Source organism: Pullulanibacillus camelliae (assembly GCF_014642655.1).
GTDB classification, from domain to species: domain Bacteria; phylum Bacillota; class Bacilli; order Bacillales; family Sporolactobacillaceae; genus Pullulanibacillus; species Pullulanibacillus camelliae.
On the sequence record NZ_BMIR01000002.1, the window covers coordinates 235,340 to 248,039 of the forward strand.

At 43.0% G+C, this 12,700-nt stretch carries 12 protein-coding genes; all 12 read left to right on the top strand.

Annotation, left to right across the window (positions count from 1 at the left end):
• Position 1 precedes the first annotated feature (1 nt).
• The 12 genes from queC (at position 2) to IEW82_RS20365 (ending at position 12,466) form a co-directional block, all read left to right on the top strand.
• Complete coding sequence (queC, locus tag IEW82_RS04030) at positions 2 to 667, top strand: 7-cyano-7-deazaguanine synthase QueC (RefSeq protein WP_188689792.1); 666 nt, start codon at positions 2 to 4, stop codon at positions 665 to 667.
• Complete coding sequence (queD, locus tag IEW82_RS04035) at positions 667 to 1,140, top strand: 6-carboxytetrahydropterin synthase QueD (RefSeq protein ID WP_188689551.1); 474 nt, start codon at positions 667 to 669, stop codon at positions 1,138 to 1,140. Before queC ends, queD begins: the two co-directional genes overlap by 1 nt.
• Positions 1,133 to 1,852, top strand: a complete 720-nt coding sequence (gene queE / locus IEW82_RS04040; RefSeq protein ID WP_188689552.1) for a 7-carboxy-7-deazaguanine synthase QueE — start codon at positions 1,133 to 1,135, stop codon at positions 1,850 to 1,852. The genes queD and queE overlap by 8 nt, the downstream gene beginning before the upstream one ends.
• A 789-nt stretch (positions 1,853 to 2,641) precedes the next feature.
• Positions 2,642 to 3,571, top strand: a complete 930-nt coding sequence (locus IEW82_RS04045; RefSeq protein ID WP_188689555.1) for an ABC transporter permease — start codon at positions 2,642 to 2,644, stop codon at positions 3,569 to 3,571.
• Positions 3,572 to 3,576: 5 nt separating this feature from the next.
• Positions 3,577 to 4,545 (top strand): ABC transporter permease, encoded by a 969-nt coding sequence (locus IEW82_RS04050; protein ID WP_188689558.1) that lies wholly within the window; start codon positions 3,577 to 3,579, stop codon positions 4,543 to 4,545.
• Between the two features lie 5 nt (positions 4,546 to 4,550).
• Entirely contained in the window at positions 4,551 to 5,546 is a 996-nt protein-coding gene (locus tag IEW82_RS04055) for an ABC transporter ATP-binding protein (protein WP_188689560.1), read from the top strand.
• Between the two features lie 34 nt (positions 5,547 to 5,580).
• Positions 5,581 to 7,206, top strand: coding sequence for a peptide ABC transporter substrate-binding protein (locus IEW82_RS04060; protein ID WP_188689562.1), 1,626 nt, complete (start codon positions 5,581 to 5,583; stop codon positions 7,204 to 7,206).
• 157 nt (positions 7,207 to 7,363) lie between these two features.
• Positions 7,364 to 8,464 carry a mandelate racemase/muconate lactonizing enzyme family protein gene (locus IEW82_RS04065; RefSeq protein WP_188689565.1) on the top strand — a complete coding sequence of 367 codons (1,101 nt, stop codon included), beginning with the start codon at positions 7,364 to 7,366 and terminating at the stop codon, positions 8,462 to 8,464.
• Positions 8,454 to 9,356 carry a C40 family peptidase gene (locus IEW82_RS04070; protein WP_188689570.1) on the top strand — a complete coding sequence of 301 codons (903 nt, stop codon included), beginning with the start codon at positions 8,454 to 8,456 and terminating at the stop codon, positions 9,354 to 9,356. The genes IEW82_RS04065 and IEW82_RS04070 overlap by 11 nt, the downstream gene beginning before the upstream one ends.
• Before the next feature lie 36 nt (positions 9,357 to 9,392).
• A complete protein-coding gene (locus IEW82_RS04075; RefSeq protein ID WP_188689573.1) occupies positions 9,393 to 10,418 on the top strand; it encodes an ABC transporter ATP-binding protein in 1,026 nt (341 codons plus the stop codon).
• Positions 10,411 to 11,205 carry a serine hydrolase gene (locus IEW82_RS04080; RefSeq protein ID WP_188689576.1) on the top strand — a complete coding sequence of 265 codons (795 nt, stop codon included), beginning with the start codon at positions 10,411 to 10,413 and terminating at the stop codon, positions 11,203 to 11,205. The genes IEW82_RS04075 and IEW82_RS04080 overlap by 8 nt, the downstream gene beginning before the upstream one ends.
• 1,174 nt (positions 11,206 to 12,379) lie before the next feature.
• Positions 12,380 to 12,466 carry a putative holin-like toxin gene (locus tag IEW82_RS20365; RefSeq protein ID WP_373285695.1) on the top strand — a complete coding sequence of 29 codons (87 nt, stop codon included), beginning with the start codon at positions 12,380 to 12,382 and terminating at the stop codon, positions 12,464 to 12,466.
• Positions 12,467 to 12,700 lie beyond the last annotated feature (234 nt).

Below are 12,700 nucleotides of genomic sequence, written 5' to 3' on the forward strand. Positions count from 1 at the left end.
GATGAAGAATGAAAAGGCAGTGGTTGTATTTAGTGGAGGTCAGGATAGCACGACCTGTTTATTTTGGGCAAAGGAGCACTTTAAAGAAGTTGAGGCAGTGACCTTCAACTATAATCAAAGGCACAGCTTAGAAATTGAATGTGCCACTAACATTGCCAGAGAACTAGGTGTTAAGCATCATATATTAGATATGTCCTTATTAAATCAGCTCGCACCAAGCGCGTTAACTCGGACGGATATCGCTGTAAGCGAAGGTGAAAATGGCGACTTACCATCGACCTTTGTTCCAGGAAGAAATCTTATTTTCCTATCGTTTGCCGGGATTTTAGCGCATCAAATTGGGGCAAAGCATATTATTACGGGTGTGTGTGAAACGGATTTTAGTGGTTACCCGGATTGTCGCGATGCTTTCGTGAAGGCTTTGAATGTGACACTGAATTTGTCAATGGACAAGCCATTTGTTATTCATACACCACTCATGTGGTTGGATAAAGCTCAAACTTGGGGGTTAGCAGATGAACTAGGTGCGCTAGACTTTGTCCGGCAGAAAACGTTGACTTGCTATAATGGTGTGATTGCCGATGGCTGTGGGGAGTGCCCAGCTTGTAAGCTTCGTAATCAAGGCTTAGAAAAATATTTAACAACCCGTGAAAAGGTGGATAAATAATGGAGTTTCATATTGTAGAAGGTTTGCAAAAAATAGATCGTGATATTCAGAGAGAGGAATTAAAATATCATCATAAGCGGGTCATGGTCAGCAAGACGTTCACTTTTGATGCCTCCCATCATTTGCACTGCTATGAAGGCAAATGTAAAAATTTACATGGGCATACGTATCAAGTTATTCTTGCCGTCAGTGGTTACTTGAATGAGATTGGTCTCGTCATTGATTTCTCTGAGTTAAAGGCGATTTGGAAATCAAAGATTGAAGTTTATTTGGATCACCGCTATTTAAATGAAACGCTGCCTAACATGAATACAACGGCAGAAAACATGGTGGTTTGGATCTATGAAGAGCTGCAAAAAGCTTTGGAAGCTAGAGAAGGAAACTCGCAGGGATTAAGAGTGGAAAGCGTTCGTCTTTATGAGACGCCAACAAGCTTTGCCGAAGTGAGAAGGGAGTGGATGGAAAGTGAATAGCATACCTGTCCTTGAAATTTTTGGACCAACCATTCAAGGGGAGGGGATGGTTGTTGGACGTAAAACGATGTTTGTGCGGACCGCTGGCTGCGATTATCGCTGTTCATGGTGTGACTCGGCTTTCACTTGGGATGGTTCAGGCAAGGCTGACATTCAGAAGATGACGGCAGATGAAATATGGGACCAGCTCGTTGCGGTAGGGGGTGAGCGTTTTGATCACGTCACGATCTCAGGAGGCAACCCTGCACTGTTATCAGCGATCGGTGAACTGGTTCAGCTCTTACACACAAAGGGAATCCAAACTGCTCTAGAAACCCAAGGCTCTAGATGGCAGCCATGGATGCTTGATATTGATGATCTGACCTTATCCCCTAAACCACCAAGCTCAGGCATGAAGACGAATTTTAATGTGTTGGATCAGATTATCGAACAGCTCAGGCCGCAAAACAATACGAGTTTAAAAGTGGTTGTATTTGATGACGCTGATTTTGAATATGCTACAGATATTCATAGTCGTTATAAGGATGTGCCTTTTTTTCTTCAAGTTGGTAATGACGATATTACATCAACTGATACAGTCGCGCTCACTCAGCACTTATTAGGGAGATATGAATGGTTAGTTGATAAGACCATTGCAAGTACAGCAATGAATAATGTTCGTGTTCTGCCACAAGTACACACCCTTTTATGGGGCAATAAAAGGGGCGTATAAGCCCTACCACCTATCGTTCAAACGATAGGTTTTTTTAAAAGAAAAAAAGTATAAAATTTCTGATCATGAGGACGGTGCGGATTTCCGCTCCAGACTGCTTGCTTTCTTCATGCCCACACGATGTGGGTAGGGTCGGCATTGTCACAGGACGTGACGTTTTTAGCCGATCGTCCTTAGTTGCCTCTGCTCATTTTGGAATGGTTTTATCTGTGTTCCAAAATATTTATGAATAAAAATTCCCTGTTCCTGCATCTGCTCGACTTGTTTCATCGTCAGCTTCCTAGGAACAATGCGTCGTTTAGTCGTGAAGTAACCCCTCATCCTGTCCCCATAGGAGTCTCCTTCCGCATGTTGACTATGCTTCCTGTTTCCGTGGCTACTTATCGTTCGGTATTCGGATGATTTCTTTTCGTTTTGTCTCACTCTCTTTCATATATAAGGCTAAGAGCATAGTTCTATAGGATCATAGCTATTATATTTCACTTTTGTTAATATTAAAAATATTAATATATTTACCAATTGATGCATAGAGTATACAACCTAGATGGAAAGCAATGTGCGCCTCTAATATATAGAGGTACACTGCCACAGTCGTTTTTGGACAAAGGTTTTTTATAGACAGACAGGAGTTTCGCTAAAGGAAATGGAAAAGCCAAACAGATAACCTGTAATAAAAAGGGGGAGAGGGGACTCACGACTAAAAAGGATGTGTACAAGCATTGACTTGTGAAGCCATATAAAGAATGGGGAATTCAGAAAAAAGCAACATACTCATAAGGAAGTGAATAGATGGTCACTTACATACTGAGACGTTTTGGCGCCATGATCATCACGTTATGGCTGATTGTCACCTTGACTTTTTTTCTAATGCATCTCGCACCTGGGTCACCCTTTAATCAAGAAAGAAATACGAATGCTGCTGTCCAAAAGAATCTAATGGAGCATTACCATCTGAATGAGCCTATTGCTTTTCAATATCTCAGTTATCTCAAGTCTTTACTGCATTTTGATTTCGGAATGTCCATCACTCAGCCGGGACAAACCGTGAATGGATTATTAGCCCAAGGGTTTCCCGTGTCTTTTGAACTAGGGATGATGACTTTGGTGGTAGCTGTGCTCTCAGGGGTGATTTTAGGTGTCCTCGCCGCGTTAAAACATAACGGTATCATCGATTATTTGGCGATGACACTTGCTGTGATAGGGATATCCGTTCCTAATTTCATCATGGCTACCTTATTAATTCAAGAGTTAGCTGTACATTGGCATGTTCTCCCTGCTGCCACATGGTCAAGCCCAAAGCATGTGATCCTGCCGACAATTGCTTTAGCGACAGGCCCTATGGCCATCATTGCCCGCTTAACACGATCGAGCATGCTAGAAGTCCTAACACAGGATTATATTCGTACAGCGCGAGCTAAGGGGCTATCCCCTTATAAAATCGTCGTTCGCCATGCTCTGCGCAATGCCTTACTCCCGGTTGTCACCATTTTGGGTACTTTAACTGCTGGCATCTTAACAGGGAGTTTTGTTATAGAAAAGATTTTTGCGATACCTGGTATGGGAAAATATTTTGTCGACAGCATTAACAGTAGGGATTATTTTGTCATCATGGGAACAACGGTTTTTTATAGTGGCTTTCTGATCATCATGCTCTTCTTGGTGGACATTGCTTATGGCTTTCTCGATCCAAGAATTAAGCTCCATAAGAAGGAGGGGTAATCGCTATGGCATTAAAAAATGTCAATGAGGATGAGACATTCTCCGATCACGTCTCTATTTCTATTCCGGACCATCTCTTTACGGAAAGAAGGCGGAGAAAAGTGGAAGCAGAAGCTGTTGTCCGCCCCAGCTTAAATTATTGGCAGGATGCTTGGAGACGGTTGCGTAAAAACAAGCTGGCTATGACGGGGCTTGTGTTGCTCATCATTCTTGTCGTATTAGCTATCTTTGCACCCATTTTTTCATCTCATAGTCCAACAAAGCAGGTTTTAACGGATCAGAATTTACCTCCTTCAAAAACCTATTGGTTTGGTACCGACGCTTTAGGTAGAGATCTGTTTGCCCGCTCGTGGTATGGCGCACGCATCTCCCTATTTGTTGGTTTTATAGCTGCCTTTATTGATCTCTTTATTGGTGTGATTTACGGAGGAATTTCCGGTTATAAGGGTGGAAAAGTCGATAATGTCATGATGCGAATGGTTGAGATCCTTTATGGCTTGCCTTATTTGCTGATGGTTATACTTTTGATGGTCGTTATGGGACCAGGCTTATCCACCATTATCGTTGCGCTTACTGCGACAGGATGGGTCGGCATGGCCAGAATCGTTAGAGGACAGGTCTTGCAGATCAAAAATTATGAATTTGTATTGGCGTCGCAAACCTTTGGGACAAGGACACGGCGCATCATTCGAAAAAATCTACTCCCAAATACGATGGGAACAATCATTGTGCAAATGACTTTGACGATTCCTTCAGCTATATTTTCAGAAGCCTTTCTAAGCTTTCTAGGATTGGGCGTTCAGCCGCCCTATGCGAGTTTAGGTCTCATGACTAATGATGGTCTATCGGCGATATTGACAGGGTATTGGTGGACGCTCTTTTTTCCAGCATTTATCATTTCATTAACCATGTATGCATTTAATGTACTAGGTGATGGTCTACAAGATGCGCTTGATCCTAAACTTCGGAGGTGAACAGCTTGAGTGAGACTATACTTGAAATCAAGGATTTACACGTCTCCTTCACCACTTACGGTGGAGAGGTACAGGCCGTTCGCGGGGTAAATGTTACCTTAAATAGAGGAGAAACGTTAGCAATTGTAGGTGAGTCGGGATGTGGAAAAACCGTGACATCACAGAGTATCATGCGTTTGACAGCGGGCAATATAACTAAAGGCTCCATCCGCTTTAAGGGGAAGGATTTAACACGTTTGACAGAGAAGCAGATGCGAGATATTCGTGGCTCGGACATTTCAATGATCTTTCAAGATCCAATGACCTCTCTTAATCCGACACTGACAGTCGGTAAACAAATCATAGAGGGGGTTGAACGGCATCAAAACATCTCGCGGCATGATGCAGAACGATTGGCATTGGAAATATTCGATTGGGTGGGTATTGCCAATGGAAAAGAGCGATTGAAGCAATACCCTCACCAATTTAGTGGAGGCATGAGGCAAAGAATCATGATTGCAATGGCCCTTGTTTGCAAGCCATCGATCTTAATAGCTGATGAACCGACAACGGCTTTGGACGTTACCATCCAAGCACAGATTTTGGAGTTATTCAAAGAAATTCAGAGAGAGACGGGTGTCTCTATCATTTTAATTACACATGACATGGGTGTGGTTGCTCAAGTCTCTGATCGGATCGCGATTATGTATGCGGGGAAAGTCGTTGAGATCGGTCGTAGAAAAGATATTTTTTATCGACCGCAGCATCCTTACACGAAGGGGTTATTGCATTCCATTCCAAGAATGGACAGTGAAGAGGATGAGCTAATTCCTATTCCGGGGACGCCACCTGATTTATTTTCACCACCTAAAGGCTGCCCATTTGTTGCGCGCTGTCCTTTTGCGATGGAGGTTTGTGAGCAGTATCAGCCGATAACAACGGCTATAAGCTCTGATCATGCGGTGGATTGCTGGCTCCAAGATGAACGCGCCAAGCAAGTGACCTTTACTGGAGAAGTATAAGTCGACTAAAAATAAGAATATGGGGGTTAATAGGATGAAAAAGCGTTTCAATCTAATTTGTACTCTGCTTTTAGCGCTCTCTCTTGTTGGCTGTTCAACAACACAGTCCTCATCCTCGGGAAGTAGCGATGGAAAAACCAAGGCATCAAGTGGAAAAAAAGTCCTCCATCTCAATAATGGCAATGAACCGACTTCCTTTGATCCAGCCCAAGGGTTTGATGCCGTTTCATGGAATGCACTCAATAATATAATGGAGGGTTTAACACGATTAGGGAAGGATAACAAAGCCGCACCGGCTATGGCGGAAAGCTGGGATGTATCAAAGGATGGTAAAACGTATACCTTTCATATACGACAACATGCCAAGTGGACAAATGGGGATCCCGTTACCGCGAACGATTTCGTTTATGCTTGGAAGCGCCTGTTAGATCCAAAGACGGCATCTCCTGCTGCCTTTCTAGGAGACCCCATTGCTGGAGCAACGGCGTATAATAGCGGAAAAGGCAGCGCTGATGACGTACAGGTTATAGCGAGTGATGCCCATACGTTAAAAGTCACCTTAACAGATCCTAATCCATCCTTTCTGAATATTATTACAAACCCTTGCTTCTTCCCCATTGATGAGAAGGTAGCAAAAGCGAATCCGAATTGGTTTAAAGAAGCCAAGACTTTTGTAGGCAACGGTCCATTTAAACTGACACAATGGGTTCATAATAGCAAAATGGTGATGAAGAAAAACGAAAACTACTGGGATGCGGACACTGTTAAGCTTATGGAAGTCGATTGGGCAATGGTCAATGATTCCAACACGGAATATCAGATGTTTCAATCCGGTCAATTAGATGAATCAAGTGTGCCAGCAGATCTCTCGGATCAACTCTTTAAACAAGGGAAAGTAAAGGTAAGTTCACAAGCTGGGACTGAATTTTATCGTTTTAATACAAAAATGGCACCCTTCCAAAATGCAAAGATTCGCAAAGCCTTTGCAATGGCAGTGGATCAAGAACAACTTATTAAGTATGTTATAAAAAGTCAAGAAAAGCCGGCTCATGCCTTTGTTTCGCCAGGGATTGTCGATACCTCAGGGAAGGATTTTCGAAGTGAAGGCAAATCCTATAATGCATTCAATGCCAAAGAAGCCAAGCAGCTTCTTAAGGAGGGCATGAAAGAAGAAGGCTATAAGACATTGCCGCAGGTCACTTTGACTTATAGTACAGATGATACTAATAAAAAGGTTGCAGAAGCCTTACAGCAAATGTTCAAAAAGACATTGGGGATCAACGTAAAGCTTGCCAATATGGAATGGAATGTCTTCTCTGATGAACAAAAGAAATTAAAACTCCAGCTTTCGCGTAGCTCGTTCCTTGCTGACTATGCCGATCCGATTAATTATCTCGTTAGCTTCACAACAGACTCTAGCATGAATCGAACAGGGTGGAGTAACAAGCAATATGACCAATTGATCGCGCAAGCCCAGAAAGAAACAGATGAAGCTCAACGGAATGCCGATTTGCATCAGGCAGAGGATATTTTATTTGATCAAGCCCCTATCTTTACTATTAAGTTTTATGATCAGGAGTACCTGCAAAAAGACAATGTCAAAGGCATCGTTCGTCATCCTGTTGGCTACCTAGAATTAAAATGGGCCCAAGTCCAATAAATAAGAAGGCTATAAGGGGAGAGAGATCTCCTCTCTTTCTTTCACATTTAAGAGCTGTATAGGCTACAAATAGCATAGAATAAAGGAACGATGGCTAGTCTGGGGAGCTTAATTTTATGAATCTTTCTTAAGAATGAATAGAGAAGGTGTTAGGCGAATGAAAGTAGACAGACTAAAAACATATCGTCTTAGTGTTCCATTAAAGAAGCCATTTAAAACTGCTCTACGAACGGTATACACTGCAGATGTGCTTGTTGTCAGATTGACCTGTGATAATGGCCTTGTCGGTTGGGGCGAGGCCCCACCAACTGTTGTGATTACTGGGGATAGTCTTGCTAGCATTGAGTCTGCAATCCATGATGTATTGAAACCGTTGATTATCGGAAAAAGTCTACTCAACTATGAAGCTATTTTTCACGCTATGGACCGTGCATTGGTTCATAATAGTAGTGCGAAGGCGGCGCTGGATATGGCCATTTATGATTGTCTCGCTCAGAAGGCTGGCATGCCTCTTTATCAATTTCTTGGCGGTTATCAGTCGGAATTTATGACAGATTATACAGTTAGTGTCAACTCTCCATCCGAAATGGGAGAGGATGCTGTTCATTATGTTAAAGATGGGTTCAGTATTCTTAAAGTGAAAGTGGGCAAGGCGTCTATTGCAGAGGATATTGAACGGGTATCAGAAGTACGCAGGCGTGTCGGTCCGAAAATTAGGCTACGCCTTGATGCCAATCAAGGCTGGGAGGTTAAGGAGGCCATTCGGGTGATTCAAAAAATGGAGGACTTGGGCTTAGATATCGACTGGGTGGAACAGCCGGTTAAAGCTCATGATATAGATGGATTAAAGAGGGTGACAGATGCCGTTTTAACACCGATCATGGCAGATGAATCTGTCTTTTCACCCCAACAAGCTTTTGAAGTATTAAGCAAAAGAGCTGCCGATATGATTAATATTAAGCTGATGAAAGCAGGTGGGATATATTCTGCGCAAAAAATTAATGATATGGCCCAGATTTGTGGTGTTAAGTGTATGGTTGGCAGTATGATTGAGACAAAATTAGGGATCACTGCGGCCGCACATTTTGCTGCAAGTAAACAAAATATTATTTGTTATGATTTTGACGCTCCGCTTATGTTATCCAAAGAGATTGTGCAGGGGGGCGTGCACTATAATGGCAGCATACTAAAACTTACGGGGGCACATGGACTTGGTATCAAAAGTGTGGATATAGGGAGGGAAGAGCATGAATCATGAGGCCTGTGTCCGTGTCAATGTGGCAACACTTTGGTCGACATCAGAATCGGCAAGGGATGTAGATCGTCCTGTCATCGTTTCATCACCAGCAATCAGTGAATGGTTGAATGCGCTTAGTCATGAAGCGCGAGCAGCTCTTAGCAGTCAAAATCTTGTACAATCTCAAGCTTTGTTGGGGCAAACAGTTCAAGTGATTGAAGAAAAAGGGGACTGGGCCCAGGTCGTTATATTAGACCAGCCCTCCTCCAAAGACCCTAGAGGCTATCCAGGATGGATGCCAAAGGCTCAGCTTTCTAATCAAATGCCGCCAAAAGAAGGAGCAATTGCTATTGTTAAAACGCCTTTATGTCCTTTATATGATGACCATAAACAACTAGAAATGCTCGCAAGCTACGAAACTTATCTGCCAATAGTAGCAGTGGAAAAGGCCTTGGTCAGGGTATGGACCCCGAATGGTGAGAGATATTTACATGCTTCAGATGTTGAAACGTATACTTATGATGAAGGAGTGCCACAAAAAGGTGGAGACCAGATTGTGGAGTGTGCTGAACTCTTTTTAAACCTTCCTTATTTATGGGGAGGAATGTCAGGTTTTGGGTTTGATTGCTCAGGTTTTTCTTATACCATGTGTCGTGCCAACGGGTATCGTATCCCTCGCGATGCCCATGATCAAGCTGATCATGGAAAGCGGGTTTCGATGGAGGAGCTTGAGCCTGGTGATTTATTATTTTTCTCGCATAATGCTGACAAAAAAAGGATACATCATGTGGGAATTTATTATGGCGATGGGTGTATGATACATGCGCCCAATACAGGAAAGGCTGTTGAAATTATCTCATTAGAAGGCACTGTGTATGCCAAAGAATTTTGTTTAGCAAGGCGCTATCACTAAGTTTGTCTACTGGAAGAATGTTTGGGGGTATGGCATATGACACGAAGCGATAAACTGGTTGAAGTCAAGCATTTAAAGAAATATTTTGATATGGGCAAAGGAAAGCAGCTTAAAGCTGTCGACGATGTTTCCTTTCATATATTAAGAGGGGAAACTTTTGGATTAGTTGGTGAGTCTGGCTGTGGCAAGTCGACAACCGGGAGAACCATGATGCGGCTGTATCAAAGGACTGCGGGACAAGTCCTTTTGGATGGTGAAGATGTTCATCAGCTCGGAAAAAAAGAGCGGTTAAGGCTGACCAAACGCAGTCAAATGATCTTTCAGGATCCCTATGCGTCCTTAAATCCACGTTCAACGATTGCTGAAATTTTATCGGAGCCTATGGATGTTCACAGTCTATACGAAGGGACAAAAAGAAAGGCCAGGATTCATGAACTACTGGACATAGTCGGCTTGAGTCCGGATCATGCGAATCGCTATCCTCATGAGTTTAGTGGCGGACAACGCCAGCGTATTGGGATTGCAAGAGCCCTTTCTGTAGACCCTGAATTTATTATTGCGGATGAGCCCATCTCTGCTTTAGATGTTTCTGTTCAAGCTCAAGTCGTCAACTTAATGAAGGCCTTGCAAAAAGAACGGGAGCTCACGTATTTATTTATTGCCCATGACCTATCTATGGTTAAGCATATTAGTGATCGCATTGGCGTGATGTACCTTGGACACCTTGTCGAGCTCACATCCAGTAAAGAGCTTTATCGAACGCCTTTACACCCTTATACGCAAGCTCTATTATCCGCTATCCCAATTCCAGATCCTGAAATAGAGGATAAGAGAGAACGCATCATTCTAAAGGGTGAGATTCCCAGTCCTGTAGATCCCCCCAGTGGTTGTGTCTTCCGGACGCGCTGTCCAGCTGCTATAGAGATTTGTGCCCAGCATAAGCCTGAATGGAAGGAAATTGATGACCATCACTATGTTGCCTGTCATCTTTTAAATAAGGAGAAACCGATGAGAAAAGAGAAGGCGATGGCTGTCCACATTGGAGGGCATGACAATGACTGAGGCGATGAATGGGCTAAAGAAGGAAGTTGATGCGCTTCTTGACTCATTTTCTGGCCATTATAGTATAGCAATTGAGCATAATGACGTCGGCGTAAACTGGCAAGCAGATCACCCCTGTGAAGCAGCCAGTCTGATCAAAATCCCGATTTTAATGGAAGCATTGAGACAAGCTGATTTAGGCTGTGTTGATCTCGAGCAACAATTCCATATTTCTAATGAAGAGAGAGTGGGGGGCTCAGGTGTGATCTCCTACTTATCTGCACCATACTGGACGCTCAAGGATTTACTTACGTTAATGATGATTGTTTCTGATAATACGGCAACCAACCAGGTAATTGATCTCCTCGGCATGGACGCAATTAATACATTATGCTTGGATATAGGTTGTGCAGATACGGTATTACAGCGACGTCTGTTTAACCAGGAGGCAATGCAGGAGGGGAAAACAAATGTCACCTCTGCTCGCGATATGCTATGTTGTCTGAAGCAAATCGCAGAGGGGCCTTTATTAAGTTATGAAAGTCGGCAATTGGCTTGGTCGATTTTGAAAGCTCAGCAACTGGCTAATAAACTGCCTGCTAAAGTTGTTTGCTATGATGATAATGACCCCATCATTGCTCATAAAACAGGTGAAATCCACGGAGTTGAACACGACGTCGGGATGATTCTCCACCATTCAAAGAAGGCGTATGTCGCCGTATTATTAACCGGTCTTCACCAGAATGGAGAAGGCAGACATGTGATTGCAGAAATTGGTGAGCGGATTATCAAAATGTTAAGTCACTAAAGAAATAAAGAGAGTGAGACAAGATGAAAAGAAATCAGCCAAATACCGAAGATAAGTAACCAGGGAAACGGGAAGCGTAGTCAAAATACGGAGACTCCTACGGGAACAGGGGGAGGAGTATTTCACGACTAAACAAGGCAGTGTTCCGAGGAAGCTGACGACGAGCAAGTCGAGCAGATGCAGGAATAGGGGATTCTTGGGACTAAGCGACTTGGAAATCCTTAAAGCGAACTTTGGCTAAGTCTCTTTCATTCTTCAAGGCACTTCGGCTAAGTGCGTCACATCCATGTGATAGCACCGAAGCGCGCACATCACTACCACCCCAAAAAATAAAAAGCACTTTTCGGGGACCACGGTGGTGTGTCGAACGCCGATCCTACCTAGATCGTGTGGGCATGAAGAAAGCGAGTAGTTTGACAGAGCGGTTCATCACTCACTTAAAAATCCGAACGCAACCCTTCAAAATTGTGAATGCGTTCGGATTCTCTATGAGCTGAAGACTTCTGTCCCAGCCCTTTTTGACGAGATAAAAAAATGAAATCTTGGGTCTATAAAGTGGCAAAACACCTTCTCTTTCTACGCCCTTTAATAAACAAGATAGCGGTGCTTTAAAAGAATGGTATGCCAAAATCTTGCCAGTCTGAACGTAATGAAGGAGAGGGGAGGGCTACCAAAGTAAAGGTCATTTTACACAAAAGGGTCGTCCCAGATAACACAAAAGCTCTGAAGTTAACAAAGATATTCCGAAGCGAGGTGCGGGCGCAACAAATGCGGATAGCATTTTAACAAAAGCCACTTGTCAAATATAAAAAAGGCTACCACTAACAAGCGAGTATGCACATTTTATGACATTGCTCATCTAAAAGAACTGGGTATTCGTCCAGCTTTTTAATAAACTCTATTTTTCTAAAATGACTTCTTTAATGTGGTGATGGGGAACAAAGTATCTAGAGCTCGGTCAGCCAAAGAGTCTGAGCCCGTTCAGCGAGGTGAAGGGCTTTGTTAAAGAATGTATGGCTTGATGGGTTGAAGTCGTACAGGTGTTCGTTTCGATCCTCTGTTATATGTGGTGCTAAAGACACATTTTTGGACCGATAGAGAATATATGTTCTTGTTTTTGTGAAAACTTTGCTATAATAGAGTTGCGATACGAGATGGCTGCTTTTTTAAGGGGGTGTTATGGATATCTGTTTATGAAGCCTTAACCATGATGCTGACGTTCGGGATGCTGATTATCACCTTGATTAATCAACAAAAATAGACCACCTATCATAGGGTGGCCATTGGTGAAGCAATATAAGCTCAGTGTAATCCTATGAATGCACTATCTCTGTCGCTCGTCGTAGGTGTCCCCCACCTACGACGCTCTGCATTCACATATATTATATCGTGCTATGCAGCATCTGTATACCTCCATACCTCCCGCTGAAATAGGTTTCTGTCATAAAGTAAAGCATAAGAGAATATACCTATAAAAAAATAGTAGTTTCGCACC

Excerpts from the sequence above, each read along its gene's own strand:
- IEW82_RS04080 (WP_188689576.1), top strand. The coding sequence starts at position 10,411 with ATGACTGAGGCGATGAATGGGCTAAAGAAGGAAGTTGATGCGCTTCTT.
- IEW82_RS04045 (WP_188689555.1), top strand. The coding sequence starts at position 2,642 with ATGGTCACTTACATACTGAGACGTTTTGGCGCCATGATCATCACGTTA.
- IEW82_RS04070 (WP_188689570.1), top strand. The coding sequence starts at position 8,454 with ATGAATCATGAGGCCTGTGTCCGTGTCAATGTGGCAACACTTTGGTCG.
- IEW82_RS04060 (WP_188689562.1), top strand. The coding sequence starts at position 5,581 with ATGAAAAAGCGTTTCAATCTAATTTGTACTCTGCTTTTAGCGCTCTCT.
- IEW82_RS04050 (WP_188689558.1), top strand. The coding sequence starts at position 3,577 with ATGGCATTAAAAAATGTCAATGAGGATGAGACATTCTCCGATCACGTC.
- IEW82_RS04075 (WP_188689573.1), top strand. The coding sequence starts at position 9,393 with ATGACACGAAGCGATAAACTGGTTGAAGTCAAGCATTTAAAGAAATAT.
- queD (WP_188689551.1), top strand. The coding sequence starts at position 667 with ATGGAGTTTCATATTGTAGAAGGTTTGCAAAAAATAGATCGTGATATT.
- IEW82_RS04065 (WP_188689565.1), top strand. The coding sequence starts at position 7,364 with ATGAAAGTAGACAGACTAAAAACATATCGTCTTAGTGTTCCATTAAAG.
- queC (WP_188689792.1), top strand. The coding sequence starts at position 2 with ATGAAGAATGAAAAGGCAGTGGTTGTATTTAGTGGAGGTCAGGATAGC.